This is a genomic window from Rhizobium sp. 05L419 (assembly GCF_056397845.1).
On the sequence record NZ_JBFTOF010000003.1, the window covers coordinates 212,576 to 228,818 of the forward strand.

Annotated in this window: 14 protein-coding genes; 5 read left to right on the forward strand and 9 right to left on the reverse strand. The window is 60.1% G+C overall.

Going from position 1 to position 16,243, the window contains the following annotated elements:
* The first annotated feature begins 11 nt into the window (after positions 1-11).
* On the forward strand, positions 12-1,214 hold the full coding sequence (gene caiB / locus AC1DMK_RS05070; protein ID WP_477857499.1) for a succinate--glutarate CoA-transferase: 1,203 nt from the start codon (positions 12-14) through the stop codon (positions 1,212-1,214).
* Positions 1,211-2,869, forward strand: a complete 1,659-nt coding sequence (locus tag AC1DMK_RS05075) for a thiamine pyrophosphate-binding protein (RefSeq protein ID WP_477857501.1) — start codon at positions 1,211-1,213, stop codon at positions 2,867-2,869. Before caiB ends, AC1DMK_RS05075 begins: the two co-directional genes overlap by 4 nt.
* Positions 2,870-2,908: 39 nt before the next feature.
* On the opposite strand, the gene AC1DMK_RS05080 is transcribed toward AC1DMK_RS05075, so the two are convergent.
* The 3 genes from AC1DMK_RS05080 to AC1DMK_RS05090 form a co-directional block, all read right to left on the reverse strand.
* Entirely contained in the window at positions 2,909-3,250 is a 342-nt protein-coding gene (locus AC1DMK_RS05080; RefSeq protein ID WP_037064354.1) for a RidA family protein, read from the reverse strand.
* Positions 3,251-3,321: 71 nt separating this feature from the next.
* Positions 3,322-3,660 (reverse strand): TIGR01244 family sulfur transferase, encoded by a 339-nt coding sequence (locus AC1DMK_RS05085; protein ID WP_037064356.1) that lies wholly within the window; start codon positions 3,658-3,660, stop codon positions 3,322-3,324.
* 69 nt (positions 3,661-3,729) lie between these two features.
* Complete coding sequence (locus AC1DMK_RS05090) at positions 3,730-4,569, reverse strand: DUF4432 family protein (RefSeq protein WP_037064358.1); 840 nt, start codon at positions 4,567-4,569, stop codon at positions 3,730-3,732.
* Between the two features lie 242 nt (positions 4,570-4,811).
* Between AC1DMK_RS05090 and AC1DMK_RS05095 the strand changes: the two genes are divergently transcribed.
* Positions 4,812-6,164 (forward strand): L,D-transpeptidase family protein, encoded by a 1,353-nt coding sequence (locus AC1DMK_RS05095; protein ID WP_477857504.1) that lies wholly within the window; start codon positions 4,812-4,814, stop codon positions 6,162-6,164.
* A gap of 146 nt (positions 6,165-6,310) precedes the next feature.
* Here AC1DMK_RS05095 and AC1DMK_RS05100 read toward each other — a convergent pair whose 3' ends face one another.
* From AC1DMK_RS05100 to AC1DMK_RS05125, 6 genes are all read right to left on the reverse strand, one after another.
* The gene (locus AC1DMK_RS05100) at positions 6,311-7,024 is read right to left on the reverse strand and encodes an AAA family ATPase (RefSeq protein WP_477857506.1); all 714 of its coding nucleotides are present in this window, start codon (positions 7,022-7,024) and stop codon (positions 6,311-6,313) included.
* A 241-nt stretch (positions 7,025-7,265) separates the two neighbouring features.
* Positions 7,266-8,417, reverse strand: coding sequence for an iron-containing alcohol dehydrogenase (locus AC1DMK_RS05105; protein ID WP_037064362.1), 1,152 nt, complete (start codon positions 8,415-8,417; stop codon positions 7,266-7,268).
* Positions 8,414-9,799, reverse strand: coding sequence for an aldehyde dehydrogenase family protein (locus AC1DMK_RS05110; protein WP_477857507.1), 1,386 nt, complete (start codon positions 9,797-9,799; stop codon positions 8,414-8,416). The genes AC1DMK_RS05105 and AC1DMK_RS05110 overlap by 4 nt, the downstream gene beginning before the upstream one ends.
* Before the next feature lie 106 nt (positions 9,800-9,905).
* Complete coding sequence (locus tag AC1DMK_RS05115; RefSeq protein WP_477857509.1) at positions 9,906-11,273, reverse strand: glutamine synthetase family protein; 1,368 nt, start codon at positions 11,271-11,273, stop codon at positions 9,906-9,908.
* A 148-nt stretch (positions 11,274-11,421) separates the two neighbouring features.
* Positions 11,422-12,969, reverse strand: coding sequence for an amino acid permease (locus AC1DMK_RS05120; RefSeq protein WP_037064369.1), 1,548 nt, complete (start codon positions 12,967-12,969; stop codon positions 11,422-11,424).
* A 126-nt stretch (positions 12,970-13,095) separates the two neighbouring features.
* Entirely contained in the window at positions 13,096-13,866 is a 771-nt protein-coding gene (locus AC1DMK_RS05125; RefSeq protein WP_037064371.1) for an N-formylglutamate amidohydrolase, read from the reverse strand.
* Between the two features lie 179 nt (positions 13,867-14,045).
* Here AC1DMK_RS05125 and AC1DMK_RS05130 point away from each other — a divergent pair, with 179 nt between their 5' ends.
* Both AC1DMK_RS05130 and AC1DMK_RS05135 read left to right on the forward strand, forming a co-directional pair.
* Positions 14,046-14,918 (forward strand): MurR/RpiR family transcriptional regulator, encoded by an 873-nt coding sequence (locus tag AC1DMK_RS05130; protein WP_477857512.1) that lies wholly within the window; start codon positions 14,046-14,048, stop codon positions 14,916-14,918.
* Positions 14,919-15,099: 181 nt separating this feature from the next.
* Positions 15,100-16,203, forward strand: coding sequence for an ABC transporter substrate-binding protein (locus AC1DMK_RS05135; RefSeq protein WP_477857513.1), 1,104 nt, complete (start codon positions 15,100-15,102; stop codon positions 16,201-16,203).
* Positions 16,204-16,243 lie beyond the last annotated feature (40 nt).

Here is a 16,243-nt window from a genome sequence, read left to right on the forward strand (position 1 = left end):
GCGGGAGGAACATGACGGACACCCAGCTTAGGAAGCCGCCGCTTCACGGCATCCGCGTCATCGAACTCGCCCGCGTGCTCGCCGGCCCGTGGGCCGGCCAGATGCTGGCCGATCTCGGCGCTGATGTTATCAAGGTCGAAAATCCCGACGGCGGCGACGATACCCGCCAGTGGGGACCGCCATTCGTTGAAAGCACAGACGGCGAAAACCTATCTGCTGCCTACTATCACTCGGCCAATCGTGGCAAGCGATCCATCACGGCAGACCTGAAGAGCGAGGAAGGCCAGACGCTGGTACGCCGCCTCGCTGCGAGCGCCGATGTCCTCATCGAGAACTTCAAGCTGGGCGGGCTGGCAAAATACGGCCTCGACTACGCGAGCCTGAAGAAGATCAATCCGAAACTCGTCTATTGCTCGATCACCGGCTTTGGCCAGACGGGGCCCTATGCCAGCCTCGCCGGCTATGACTACATTGTCCAGGGCATGTCGGGTTTCATGTCGATCACCGGCGAGCCGGAAGGGCAGCCGATGAAGGCAGGCGTTGCCATCGCCGACATCTTCACCGGTATCTACGCGGTTTCGGCGATAGAGGCCGCCCTCATCCACGCATTGAAAACCGGCGAAGGGCAATTGGTCGATATGGCGTTGCTCGACGTGCAATCTGCCGTTCTCGCCAACCAGAACATGAACTACCTGATCTCCGGCAGTCCGCCGACGAGGCTCGGAAACGCCCATCCGAATATCTCGCCTTACGAGGTCGTGCCGACGGCCGACGGCTATCTCATTCTGGCGATCGGCAACGACGGTCAGTTCGGTCGGCTGTGCTCCATCCTCGGCCTTGGCGCCACGCCCGACGACGAGCGCTTCTCGACCAACCGGGCCCGCGTCGCCAATCGCCATGAAGTACGCCGGCTGGTCTCGACCGAAACGCTGAAATGGCAAAAGGCCGACCTGCTGCGAGCCTGCGAGGAAACCGCGGTTCCGGCAGGCGCGATCAACACCATCGAGGAGATGTTCGCCGACCCGCAAATCGAGGCGCGCGGCCTGCGTATCGACCTCAAGGATGCGGCCGGCACCGTCATTCCCGGCGTGAGGACGCCGGTCGTGCTTTCGCAGACGCCCTTGCGCTACGAAAGGCCGAGCCCGAGACTGGGAGAGCATCAGGAGGAAGTTCTGGCGGAACTCGCCGAACTGGAGGGGAGGAGATCACCATGAAGAGAACTGGCGGGGAACTGATCGTCGAGGCATTGAAGGCGAACGGGGTAAAGCGCCTCTCCTGCGTGCCCGGCGAGAGTTTCCTCGCCGTTCTCGATGCGCTCTATGATAGTGACATCGACGTGGTCGTCTGCCGCCAGGAAGGCGGTGCGGCGATGATAGCCGACGCCTGGGGACGGCTCACGGGGGAGCCCGGAATCTGCATGGTCACCCGCGGCCCGGGCGCTACGAACGCCTCAGCCGGCCTTCACATCGCCCGACAGGATTCCATCCCGATGATCCTCTTCATCGGCCAGGTGCAGCGAGACGCCCGCGAGCGTGAGGCCTTTCAGGAGGTGGAATTTCGTCGCGCCTTCACCGAGTTCGCCAAGTGGGTCGGCGAGATCGACGACGCCGCACGCATCCCGGAGTTCGTGACCCGCGCCTTTGCGATCGCAACCTCGGGCCGGCCAGGCCCAGTCGTATTGTCACTGCCCGAAGACATGCTGCGCGATGAAGTCGAAGCGCCCCGCGCCAGGCGCTATGCGCGGGTCGACGCACATCCCGGAAGCGGCCAGATCGATGATTTCTACCTCCGCCTGCTGAAGGCTGAACGGCCGATGGTGATCCTCGGCGGCACCCGCTGGGATGCGGACGCGGTCGCCGATTTCCAGGCGTTCGCCGAACGTTTCAAGCTGCCGGTCGGCTGCTCTTTCCGCCGTCAGATGCTGTTCGATCATCTGCACCCGAGCTACGCCGGCGACGTTGGCATCGGCATCAATCCGTCGCTCGCCAAGGAGATCAAGGAGAGCGACCTCTTGATCCTGCTTGGCAGCCGCATGTCTGAAATGCCGTCCTCCGGCTATACGCTGATCGATATTCCATACCCGCAGCAGTCTCTCGTCCATATCTATCCGGATCCATCCGAGCTTGGCCGGATATACCGGCCGGATCTCGCGATCTCAGCGAGCCCGGAGGATTTCGTCGCCGCACTGGCCGATCTCGAAGCGCCGGCCGAACCGCACTGGGCGCAACGCACCGAGCGTATGCATCAGGCCTATCTCTCATGGTCGAAACCGCCGCAGACGGGCCCCGGCGACGTTCACATGGGGCCGATCATGGAATGGATCGAGGCCAATACGCGCGCCGACACGATCTTCACCAACGGTGCCGGCAACTATGCGACCTGGCTGCATCGCTTCCACCGGTTCCGGCAGTTCAACACGCAGGCTGCACCAACGTCCGGTTCCATGGGTTACGGCCTGCCCGCCGCGGTCGCAGCCAAGCGGCTGTTTCCAGACCGCGAAGTGATCTGCTTTGCCGGCGACGGCTGTTTCCTCATGCACGGCCAGGAATTCGCCACCGCCGTCCGCTACCGCCTGCCGATCATCGCCATCGTCATCAACAACGGCATCTACGGCACGATCCGCATGCATCAGGAGCGCGAGTATCCCGGCCGCGTCAGCGGCACCGATCTGACAAACCCGGATTTCGCGGCACTGGCCCGCGCCTTTGGCGGCCACGGAGAAACGGTGGAGAAAACCGAGGATTTCGCCTCCGCCTTCGAACGGGCCCGCGCCACCGGCAAGCCTTCGATCATCGAGGTGAAGCTCGATCCCGAAGCGATCACGCCGACCCGCACGCTGTCGGAGATCGCCCAAACAAAAAGCCAGTGAGCGAACCCACCGGCTTTCCACAATCGAGATGCGACGAGCTTAGATCGCAGCCGTAACGATGAACTCGACCTTGTACTTGGGCGCAGCAAGCTTTGCTTCGCTGGTCGCGCGAGCCGGCGTGTTTGCCGGATCGACCCAGGCTTCCCAGGCTGCATTCATTTCAGCGAAGTAAGCGATGTCGGAGAGGTAGATGATCGTCTGCAGAACCTTCGACTTGCTCGAGCCGGCAGCAGCGAGCAGGCGATCGACTTCACCGAGCGCCGACTTGCACTGCTCGGTTACACTTTCGCCTTCCCCGACCTGGCCTGCGAGGTAAACGGTGTTGCCGTGGATGACCGCGCCGCTCATGCGGGCGCCGACCTCGATGCGCTTGATGCTCATGATGTTCTCCTGGTTATGAAATGAAAGACGCCGCACAACGGGCGGCGCCTGCGATGCTCCGCGGCAAGAGACTAGGCGCGGATATGCTGCGTTTTTTGATAGATCGCCGTCGAGCGTGCGCCGGAACGGCAATAGCCGAGCATCGGGCGCGGGAATTCGTCGAGCGCATCGACCATGCCGACGACCGCCTCTTCCGTCACGCCCATCGGGCCGACCGGAACATGGGCGATATCGAGACCGAGCTCTTTTGCGCGCGCTTCGATAGCGGCAAACGGCGTCTGGTCCATGCTTTCCTGGTCCGGACGATGGCAGACGATGGACTTGAAGCCCATGGCCTTGACCTCGTCGAGGTCCTCGACCGTGATCTGGCCGGAAACCGAATATTCGTCATCGATCTGGCGAATGTCCATCGCTAATCCTCCTGAAATCATGGGCTGAATGACTACGCCGCCGGATGACCAGCGTCAACCGCGGATCATTCAAACAAAGGCGAAGCTGAGACCGTAGTTGCGGCTCTCGCCGGGCTTCAGCAAGACGAACTCCCCCGCGGCCTCCAGCTCGGATCGCGAGACCCACCGATGTGATACCGGCTCGATCCCAAGGACGTCGGCAGGCGCCTTCTGGTTTCGCCAGACCTGCAGATGCGGCAAGGTTTCAGCCTGTACACGCACTCTCAGCGTCTTGCCGCCGATCGCGGCGATCGGCCCCAAACGGACTTCGGCAAGGCCATCCACCGTTGCCGGCGCCTCGACGCAGAAGAGATCCCCGAGTTCGTCGCCGAACCGCCAGGGGAAGCCGCCGCCTTCCAGCATCGTCCCCTCAAGCCGCGTCGCGGCGTCGAACCATCTGCCGCCAACGTTCATATGGTACATCAGGAACGTCGGCACCGTCCGGTCGCTGGTATTTATGACCCGGTCGTTGAGATGCGTCTCACCGGTCTTGCCGTCAATGAACCAACGCCGTTCGATACGAGCCGGCAATCCCTCCACCGTGGTCAGGTCAATATCGGCCCGGCACTCCGCATTGCCGTTTTCGAATTTGGTCCAGAGGACGTTTGCGGCATGCCCGGCAGCAGACCCGTGCAAGGGGAAGACCTTGCCGTCGGTGCGGCCGGGTATGGGGTCACGGTGGCGGATGTGATCGGGCCCGCAGGTGAAGAGAAACCCCTGGACCGAATGCGATATGCGAGCGTCGCCATCATCCGGAACCGCGGTCTTCGGCGCGATATCGACATCTCCGAGGAGGCATCCGCCAATGTCCATCAGTGAGGTTTCGTCCAGCATCAGACGCGGCCCCGTGGCTGCGACAAACTCCATCATGATCTCATCTCCCCGGTTCTTCAGTCGGCGTAGGGTTAGGTTCTGCGCCATGTTTCGTCAATCGCGCAGGTGTTCTGGGCCAACCGACAATTTCAGTGGAACTGCCTGGCGGTCTCAAATGTTTATGAGTAAAGGGAAAATCACGAGTTTTTTATCTTTTGTTCAGTACGATTTCATAAATTCCACACTAGCGTCAAAATTCGCAGGTGTGTGTCGGCGCAGTCACTGAAGGATACGAAGACGTGAATCGCTTTCTTAAATCGGCTTTGTCTGGAATTGCAGTTGTGCTGGCCGTTGGGGCCTTGGCCCCGAACGCCGATGCGCAGTTCTATAGCAATCGCCAGAGCAGCGTCGTTTTCGTAGCACCGAACGGCGACATTCTCGACTATGTCCCTGCCGGTGCCGGCTATACCCGTGACCGTCGCGGCAATCGGGTCCTTGTCGATCGCTACGGCAACGTCATCGCCACGGAAGCGCGCGCGCGCGGCTATTATCCGCCGCCGCCCAGCCGCGAGGTCTACAACAACGATCCCTACTATGGAGACGACCAGTACGGCGATACACGCTATTCGGAACGCGGTGCCGTGACAGGGTCTATCCCGCGGGACGCCGCCATCGATCGCCAGCCGCTGGACAACCAGCCGTACCCACAGAACGACGGTGACTATGCCTCGATCGAGCCGGATCAACAGCAGCCTGACATGATGCAGCCGAAGCCGCCTTCGGAGCCTGTTATCACCCTCAAGAACAAGTCGAAGTCGGAGATCGTCGCACTTCAGGTCTTCCTCGACCGTGCAGGCATCTCTCCGGGTGCCATAGACGGCCACATGGGCACAAATGTCACCAAGGCGATTTACGCCTATCAGGAAATGACAGGCGAGACGCTGGATCCGAACAACACGGATGCCATTCTCGAGCAGCTCCGCATGTCCGGCGGCTTGCCGCTCGTGAGCTACACCATCACGCCCGCTGACGCAGCCGGTCCGTATGTCGCCGAAATCCCCGAGGATTACGCGCACAAGGCTGCGCTGTCGTCGCTTGGCTACACCTCCACGACGGAGATGCTGGCCGAGCGCTTTCACATGGATGAAGGCTTCCTGAAGGAAATCAATCCGGCTGCGGATTTCACGCTGCCCGGCACGATCGTCAAGGTGGTCAATCCGGGAGAGGTAAAGAGCGGCAGTGTCGCGCGTATCATCGCCGACAAGGGGAAGAAGCAGATTTTCGCCTACGATGCATCCGGAAGTCTGGTTGCCGCATACCCCGCCTCCATCGGCTCCACCGACACCCCCTCACCGTCAGGAACGGTGACAGTTGAGCGCGTCGCGTTCAATCCGGGTTACACCTACAATCCGAAGATCAACTTCCAGCAGGGCGCCAACGACAAGATCCTGAACATTCCGCCGGGCCCGAACGGCCCTGTCGGCACGGTCTGGATGGCTCTTTCGAAGCCGACCTACGGCATCCACGGAACCCCGGAGCCATCGAAGATTGGCCGAACGCAAAGCCACGGCTGCATTCGTCTCACAAACTGGGACGCGACCGAGCTGGCAAAGATGGTCAAACCCGGCGTTACCGTCGAATTCGTGGATTGACCGGACAGCATCACATTTTCACGGGTGGAAATTCGCTGAGATTGCCAAGCTGTCGCGATCAAATACGCAAGCAGGTGCAGCAACAAGAAATGCGCCCCCAGCGGATGGAGCGGGGCGGCGCATTATCTCAAAAACGTCGTTGGCTTTTACGCCGCGGAACGGACAAGCGGCCCCGTCATGCGAGCGGCAGCGGGAAGCCTGACCGGCAGCTTGCGCATCATCTCCTCGGCGAAACAGAGGGCATTCTCGCGGGCCTTGTCGAGGTTGCTGACGCGCGCCGGATCCATCGAATGCAGGGTCCCGCCGCAATCGAAGATGTCGCGGAAGGCGGAGCGCTCGATGATGGCCGTATCGAGGAGCGGTACCTGACGCTCGCTTAGCAGCGACTTGACGAGCGCCAGCGCTCGCGTGGTGACCATTGAGCTGACGCGGGTCAGCACAACCGAATGGCTGATCTTGATGCCCGCCTTTTCGTCGAGATATTGCAGCAGTTCCAGCACCTGCGCTCCACCACGCGCATCCATCGCGCAGCCCTGGATCGGGATAAGCACATGGTCGGAAAGGCCGATGGCGGTGGCAAGCAGCGGATTGCGCGCGCCCGGCAGATCGATAATGAAGTAGTCGGTGTTCTGCTTGTTCTCGGAAATATGTTGCGGCAGCGATGCCGAGGTCACGAAGTCGATCACGGCAACGTTGTGCACATGGCCGGAGACGTCATGCCAGCGTGAAATCCAATGCTGCGGATCGGCGTCGAGGATTGTCACCCGATAGCCCTTTTGGGCAAGCTCGGTCGCGAGAAGAAGGACGGCCGTCGTCTTGCCGGCCCCGCCCTTGGTGTTTGCAAATGTAATGACTGGCATGTCTAGTCCTCGAGGGGAAATTCACGAGCCCGATATCGCTCTGTTGCGCACTGTCGGAAGCATCGTGCGATCAACGCATCCTTTCCAATCATGGTTAACAATATCTAAAGATTGCAGCCGAAATTTCTGCGTGGATTTCTCGCATCCCTGATGCAGTTGCCCTAGGCGGCTTCTTCCGAAAAGCGAAAAAAGCCCGGAAAGCCAGTGCTTCCCGGGCCAAATATCAGGTCCGCTTTTTGCCTCAGAAGCAATCCTTGAACAGCGCCTTGGTGTTTTCCAGCGTCAATGCCACCGGGTTGCCGCCGGCGCTCGGATCCTCGATCGCCATAGCCGACAGCTCATCGATCCGATCCGGCGCAATTCCCATCGCTGACAAAGTCTGCGGGACGCCGAGTTCCGAGCGAAGCTTGAGGACGTAGTCGTAGAAGCCGTCGAAACCTCCCGAAATGCCGAGATAGGAGGCAGCGCGGGCGATCTTGTCCTCAATTGCCGAGCGATTGAAGCGAAGCACCGCTGGCATCACGACAGCGTTCGTCATGCCGTGGTGGGTGTTGTAGACGGCGCCGATCGGGTGCGACAGCGCGTGGATCGCCCCAAGCCCCTTCTGGAATGCGACAGCACCCATGGCGGCGGCCGACATCATGTTGGCGCGGGCTTCGAGATCTGTGCCTTCCTTGTAGGCACGCGGTAGGAACTCCTTGACCAGGCGCATGCCCTCCAGTGCAATGCCGGCAGACATCGGATGGTAGAAGGGCGAAGAATACGCTTCCAGGCAATGCGCGAAGGCGTCCATGCCTGTGCCGGCCGTAATGATCTTCGGCATTCCAACCGTCAGTTCCGGATCGGCGATGACGACGCCTGGCAGGAACTTCGGATGGAAGATGATCTTCTTCACATGCGTTTCGGAGTTTGTGATGACGCTGGCGCGGCCGACCTCGGAGCCGGTACCGGCCGTCGTCGGCACCGCCACGATCGGCGCAATGCCCTCGACACTCGCGCGCGTCCACCAGTCGCCGATGTCCTCGAAGTCCCATACGGGGCGCGTCTGGCCGGCCATGAAGGCTACGCACTTGCCGAGATCGAGGCCTGAGCCGCCGCCGAAGGCGACGACGCCGTCATGACCGCCATCCTTGAACGCCCTGACGCCGGCAGCAAGGTTCTTCTCGTTCGGGTTCGGATCGACGTCGGCGAAGATCGCGCGACCGAGACCGGCGTCGTCCAGGATGTCCAGCGCGTTTTTGGTGATCGCCATCGAAGCGAGGCCGCGATCGGTGATCAGCAACGGTTTCTTGATGCCGAGGCTCTTGCAGGCATCCGCCAGTTCCTTGATGCGGCCGCGGCCGAGCTTGAAGGCTGTCGGATAGCTCCAATTGGCTGTGATGTGCGCACTCATGCTGTAACTTTCTTCAGATGATAGGATTTCGGACGCGTCAAATTCTGGAAGCCGATGATGGAGAGCGAGCCACCACGGCCGGTTTCCTTGACGCCGGTCCAGCACAGGGCTGGATCGAGATAATCGGCTCGGTTCATGAAGACTGTGCCGGTTTCGATTTCGCGACCAAGCCGCCCCGCCCGTTCTGCATCCTTGGTCCAGAGCGAAGCCGTCAGCCCGTACTGGCTGTCGTTCATCAGTGCGATCGCTTCGTTGTCGCTCTTTACCTTCATGATGCCAACGGCCGGGCCGAAGGTCTCTTCGCGCATGAAGGCCATGGAGTGGTCGACGTCGACGAGCACCTGAGGTGCCAGATAGGCGCCGCCGTCATCGGCAGGAAAAAGCTTCGGATCGACCAGCGCCTTGGCACCCTTCGCAACGGCATCGGCGATCTGCTCGCGCACGACCTTTGCGAACCGCTTGTTGGCCATCGGGCCAAGCGATGTTTCCGGGTCGAGCGGGTTGCCGAGCTTGTAGTTCGACACCCAGGCGACTGACTTCTCGACGAAGCTGTCATAGAGCGACTCATGCACATAGACGCGCTCGATACCGCAGCAGCATTGCCCCGAATTGTAGGTCGCGCCATCCATCAGCGTATCGACGGCGGCATCGAGATCGGCGTCTTCCATCACGTAGCCCGGATCCTTGCCACCGAGCTCGAGGCCGAGACCGGTGAAAGTACCGGCAGCAGCCCGCTCCATCGACCGGCCGCCTTCGACCGAACCGGTGAAATTGACGAAATTGAAGCTGCCCGCTGCGATCAGCGCCGAGGTCGTCTCATGGTCCAGGAAGACATTCTGGAACACGTCCTCCGGAACGCCTGCTTCCACGAAAGCCTGTACCAGCCGCTCGCCGACGAGCAGCGTCTGCGACGCGTGCTTCAGCACGACCGTGTTGCCCGCCATCAGCGCCGGAGCAATCGTGTTGATCGCCGTCATGTAGGGGTAGTTCCAAGGGGCAACGACTAACACGACGCCATGCGCCTCGCGCTCGATGCGCCGCTCGAACTTGTCGCTCTCTTCCACGACGAGCGGCGCCAGCGCATCGGCCGCAATCGAGGCGACGTAGTTGGAACGCTCGTTGAAGCCCTTGTATTCGCCGCCGTAGCGGATCGGCCGGCCCATCTGCCAGGCAAGCTCCGGCACGACGACGTCCGACATCTCATTCAGCCGTGCAGCCCCCTTCAGCACGAGCTGAACACGCTCCTCGAGCGGTCGCTTTGCCCAGGATTTCTGCGCCTTGCGGGCACGCGCCACCACCTCTTTCGCCGCTTCCAGCGACAGCGCCGGACGCTCGGCGTAGACCGATCCATCGATCGGTGAAATGCATTGGATCATTGGCATGATCGTCTTCCTATGTTTTCGCGAGCCGAAGCGGGCCGACATCCCGCACAACCCACCAGTATCTGGAGATCGTATCGCGGGACGCCTTCCTGCTTTGCTATGCCTATTATGCTCTTTCGAAACCGCGCGCCACTTCCCAGTCGGTGATGCGGCGATCGTACTCTTCCTGCTCCCATTCGGCAGCGCGGGTGTAGTGGTCGATGACCTCGTCGCCGAAGGCTTTGCGCAGCATCTTGGACTTGGTCATCGTTGCCGTCGCGGCCCGCAACGTCCGCGGAATCTCCCGAACACGGCGAGCGCCATAGGCATCACCGACGAATGGATCCTCAAGCGTCAGCTTGTTCTCGATGCCGTCGATACCGGCGGCAAGCAGCGCCGCAAAGGCAAGATACGGATTGAGGTCGGAACCGCCGACGCGGCATTCGATACGGATTGCCTTGGTGTCGTCTCCGCACAGACGATAGCCGGCAGTACGGTTGTCCTTGCTCCAGACGGCCTTCGTCGGTGCGAAGGTGCCAGCCATGAAACGCTTGTAGGAATTGATGTAGGGCGCGAGGAAATAGGTGATTTCGCTTGCATGGCTGAGCAGGCCGGCCACGTAGTTCTCCATGAGCGGCGACATGCCGTACTTGCCCTTTTCGTCGAAGAACAACGGCGTCTTGCCGTCGGCGCTCCAAAGGGACTGGTGGATATGCGAAGAGCTGCCGGCCGCGTTGTAGTGCCACTTGGCGAGGAAAGTGATTGCCTTGCCCTTCGACCAGGCGATTTCCTTGCAGCCGTTTTTGATGATCGCATGACGATCCGCCATCGTCAGAGCGTCGGCATAACGAACGTTGATTTCTTCCTGGCCGGCGGAGGCCTCCCCCTTCGAATTTTCGACCGGAATTCCAGCTCCCTGCAGGCCTGTGCGGATCGCCCGCATCACCTCTTCCTCCTTGGTCGTCTGGAAGATGTGGTAGTCCTCGTTGTAGGCGCTCGCGAGCTTGAGGTTGCGGTAACCGGACGTGTGTGCGGACTCGTAGGTCTGGTCGAAAAGGAAAAATTCGAGCTCGGAGGCCATGAATGCCTTCATACCCATGTCCTCAAGCCGCTTGATCTGCTTCTTCAGGATGGCGCGTGGCGAATGCGGCACGTCTTCATGCGTGTGATGGTCGAGCAGGTCGCACAACACAAGCGCCGTTCCTTCGAGCCACGGGATGCGGCGCAGCGTCGAAAGGTCGGGCTTCATCGTATAGTCGCCGTACCCCTTTTCCCAGCTGGTTGCCTTGTAGCCGGAGACGGTTTCCATCTCCATGTCGGTCGCGACGAGATAGTTGCAGCTGTGTGTCTCCTTCCAGGCGCTTTCCAGGAAGAACTCCGCCTGAAAACGTTTGCCCATCAGGCGGCCCTGCATGTCTATCTGGCATGCCAGGACCGTATCGATGCGCCCGTCGGCAACATCCTGCTTGAGATCGTCGAGAGTGTAGATGCTCATGTCTAATCCGCCTGAACTTGGAATAGGGAAATCGGGGCAACGAAAAGGCATGCCGTGGCGCAAGCCTGGCCCGTCTGATGCATTTTCGTTGAGCCGGGAAACGGGGCCGCCAGAAGCAGCCCCGTCGTCGAAGAGGGAAGCCTCAGGCTCAGCTTTCGCCAACCGCCTTCTCGGCAGCGGCAATTTCGGCCTGGCGGCGAGCGACTTCCGCGCCGATCGGCGGCCCCTTGAAGCGGCGGCGTTCGAAGCCGAACCAGACGATGGCAGTCAGGACTAGGAAGCCGACCGTCACGTACAACGCCGGACCGTTCGGAGGCTGAACGCCGAGAACGAAGATCAGGATCATTGCAAGGATCGTCAGAACGGAGAACAGCTTGTACATGCCCTCGCCGATGTTCCACGGACCCATCTTGTCCCACTTGGACGTACCCCAGGCGAAGAGGCCGAGCGTGATCGGGATCGCGAAGGAGAAGAACAGGAAGATGACCGTGCAAGAGACGACGATCGTATAAACCGGCGTGTCGCCGATCGAGACGAGCGACGAGCCCCAGACGAACAGAACTGACAGGATCGAACCGGTCCAGATTGCGGCAACCGGCGTGCGGTGTTTCGGGCTGACCTTGGCAAGAGCCTTGGATGCCGGCAGGCCGCCGTCACGTGAGAACGCGAAGATCATGCGCGACACCGAGGTAACGGTCGCAAGGCCGCACAGCCACTGGCTGACGAGGATGGCGAAGTAAAGCACATCCTTGACGACAGGATTGACCTGGCTGTCCATGGCCCAGAAAAACACGTTCCAGCCCTGCTTGGCGGCATCGTCCATGCTCGGCAGCATCAGAACGAACGAGCAAAGCATGATGTAGCCGAAAAGCGCCGACCAAAGCACGGAGGCAACCATGCCGCGCGGAACGGAATGGGCTGCCTTGACCGTTTCTTCGGACGTATGCGCCGAGGCGTCATAACCGGTGATCGTGTAGATCGGCAGCAGCAGACCGAGCAGGAAGACCCAGGCCCCCGAAGTCGCCGGCCAGACGTTGCCGCCCGCTTCGCCGGAATAGTTGGCGAAGGTGAAGAGGCGCGCCACGTCGTAGGACGGTGCAGAAAGCAGGCACACCGCTGACAGAACGATTGCCGTTGCGAAGATCAGGTAGCCCGAGAAATCGGTGAGCTTCGCGGTTAACCCGATCCCCATGTGGTTCACGAGCGCCTGTGCACCAGTGATGATCACCAGGAAGACGATGCGGACCACCGTGGTATCCGTCAGGCCAAAGTAGCTCGTTCCGAAGGAGCCCATGAAGAAATAATAGGTCCCGACGTTGATGGCGCCAAGAACAGTGACAAGACCGAGCAGATTGAACCAAGCGGTCAGCCAGCCGGTAAAGCGATTGCCGAGGATCGAACCCCAGTGATAGAGGCCGCCGGCGGTTGGATAGGCCGAGCTGATCTGCGCCATCGCAACGGCAAAAACCAGCGAGACGAAGCAACCGACCGGCCAACCGATGCCGATCGCGGCGCCACCCGCACCGGCGGTCGCCTGCGCGAGTGAGTTGATACCGCCCGAAAGAATGCAAATGATGGAAAACGAGACGGCAAAATTCGAGAACGAGCTCATGCGTCGTTCAAGCTCCTGGGCATAGCCCATGGAGTGCAGGATGTGCACATCCTGCTTTTTGTCCAGTTCCGAGTAATCGGACATGACTTCCCCCTGTATAGCGATCAGCCGCGGGATTGCGGCCAATTATCCAGTGCCAAAGTGCCCGTGACGTTTTCGCCTACGGGCGGATCGCAGTTAGACTGCTCCCTGGGGTCTTGTTTTTTGTTGTCAGGCGTCCAGACTGTGCTGGAGCAGCCCCGTCAGATATCCGGCCATGACCCCTTGACCGGCTTCGTCTGAGATGAGGTCGTTGCGGACCTCGATCATTACATTGCGGAACCCGTTCGAAAGCCCGTGCAGGATCAGCGTGTGAGTCACGCCGTCCACGGGGCCATAGGGTTCGTTGCGTTCTACTTTGTAAAGCGGCTCACCGGCCGCGGCGATAGCAAGCATGTTGTCAGCAAGGCGGCTATCTTCGTCGTGCAAGATCCCGATTTCCACGGCGCGCGTCTTGCCGTGGTATACGGGAGTGAAGCTATGGACTGTTGCAATCACGGTCTCCTGCCCCCTCGCCTTGCGGTCGCGAATCAGCGCCCGGATGGCATCATGGAAAGGAATATACAACGCTTCGGTGCGCGCGTGGCGTTCTTCCGTGCTGAGACCAGAATTGCCGGGAATATCGTAGACCTCGCTCTTTTCCGGCATGGCGCCCGGAGAGTCTGGCGGCCTGTTGCAGTCGTAGATCAGCCGCGAAAAACGCTGGTACACAAGCGTTGCGTCAAGCGCTTCCGAAATGCCGCGCGCAACTGCCAGCGCGCCCGGGTCCCATGCAATATGACTGCTGAGCGCATCAGCTGAAAGGCCGAGCGCGCCATAGCGCTGGGGAAGCAGGCGGGAGGCGTGTTCGCAGACGACAAGCAATGGACTTCTGCCGTTCGGCCGTTCGACCGCTACGCTCTCGCCATCCGATTTGCTTAGGACCTCGAACTCAGGCACCACAGGCACACCATCCCAATCATTAATAAAATATTTATAAGAAAAGAATTCTTCAGGTTTGAGGCGCTGTCAAGCGCATACTGAAGAAATCTTTTCACAACAACAGTTGACATGGATTGTGACAGCGTTGTTAACTTTCAGTGGGAAAGTGGCTCAAGACCAATCCCGGGGAGCATGATCGCGTGACCGTTGCGTCGAAAACAGTTTCGGACGTAATCCACTCGCATTTTGGCATGCTCACGCGTGCCGAGAAGCAGTTGGCTGAAAGTCTGCTGGATAACTATCCTGTCTCCGGACTGGGCAGCATCACAACGATTGCCGAAAATGCCGGCGTATCGACGCCGACGGTCGTGCGCATGGTTCAGAAACTGGGTTTCAAGGGCTATCCCGACTTTCAGGCGCACMTGCATCTGGAAGTCGAAGCAACCATTTCCAATCCGATCGCAAAGCACGACCGCTGGGCTTCCAACGCCCCCGGCATGCACATCCTGAACCGCTTTGCCGACGCGATCATGGGCAATATGCGACAGACGCTGAACGGCCTCGACACGGCAACCTTCGACAGTGTCGCCTCGCTTCTGTCCGACCGCAAGCGTGGACTGTATTTCGTCGGCGGCCGCATCACCGGGGCGCTGGCCGAATATTTCTTTACGCATATGCAGGTCATTCGCCCCAGCACCACGCTGCTTTCGTCAAATTCCAGCAGCTGGCCGCAATATGTTCTGAACATGAGGCCGGGCGACCTGCTGATTATCTTCGATATTCGCCGCTACGAGCAGGAGATGGTGAGCCTCGCCACGGCAGCACGCAAGTGCGGCGCGGAGATCGTCGTTTTTACCGATCAATGGAGTTCTCCAGTCGCCAAACTGGCACGCCATACGTTTCGCGTGCAGATCGAGGCGCCATCGGCCTGGGATTCCTCCGTCGTCACCCTTTTCATCGTCGAGGCGCTGATCGAAGCGGTTCAGAACTCGACGTGGGATGAAACGAAGGAGCGTATGAAAACACTGGAGGGGCTGTTCGAGCAGACCAAGCTCTTCCGTAAACTTGGTTAGGAGGGAAAAGTAAGGCAGAAACATGACAGCGGGGCACAAGCGAAGAACGGTGTCGTAAATGAAACATCACCGCCAAATGCCTGCGATACAAAGAAAAATTAACGTCATTGAACTGTCATGAAAGCTTCACGTAACGTCAGTAACAGCATCGTCGGACACTGAAACCTGAAGGAGAACAACAGTGATCTCTAATATTTCTAGACTGCTCTCGCTTTCGACTGCAATTGTTGTGGCTTCTACTGCAATTGCCGCTGCAGAGCCAAGCGCCGAACTTATCGCTGCCGCCAAAAAGGAAGGCAGCCTAACGACGATCGCTCTCCCGCACGACTGGTGCGGCTACGGCGACGTCATCGCCGGTTTCAAGGCCAAGTACGGCCTGGAAGTCAACGAACTGAACCCGGACGCAGGTTCGGGCGATGAAATCGAAGCGGTCAAGGCCAACAAGGGCAACACCGGCCCGCAGGCTCCCGACGTGATCGACGTCGGTCTCTCCTTCGGCCCGTCCGCAAAGGCCGATGGCCTGATCCAGCCCTACAAGGTCTCGACGTGGGACTCCATTCCCGACAGCGCCAAGGATGCCGACGGCTTCTGGTACGGAGATTACTACGGCGTCCTCTCCTTCCTGGTGAACAAGGACCTCGTCAAGGAATCCCCGGCAGATTGGGCTGACCTGAAGAAGAGCGACTATGCCAACTCCGTAGCTCTTGCCGGTGACCCGCGCACTGCAAACCAGGCGGTTCAGGGCGTCTTTGCGTCCGGGCTCTCCGCCGCAGGCGGCGACATTGCCAAGGCTGGCGACGAGGGTCTGAAGTTCTTCGCCGAGCTCAACAAGAGCGGCAACTTTGTTCCCGTCGTCGGCAAGGCGGCACCTTTTGCTCAGGGCTCGACCCCGATCATCGTTGCCTGGGACTACAACGCGCTTTCATGGGGCGAAGGCCTGAAGGGCAACCCCCCGTTTGAAGTCGTCGTTCCGAAGACGGGCGTCGTCGCCGGCGTTTACGTTCAGGCGATCTCCGCTTTCGCTCCGCATCCAAATGCCGCAAAGCTCTGGATGGAATACCTTTATTCGGACGAAGGTCAGCTCGGCTGGCTGAAGGGCTATTGCCACCCGATCCGCTTCAACGATCTTGCCAAGAACAACAAGATCCCGAAGGACCTGCTCGACAAGCTTCCGCCGGCGGCTGCCTATGAAAAGGCAATCTTCCCGACGCTTGCGCAGCAGGCGGCAGCCAAGGAAACGATCACCAAGAACTGGGATTCCGTGGTCGGCGCCAACGTCAAGTAACTGAAATAATTGCCTCTCCGCTGCCTTTGTGGCGGAGAGG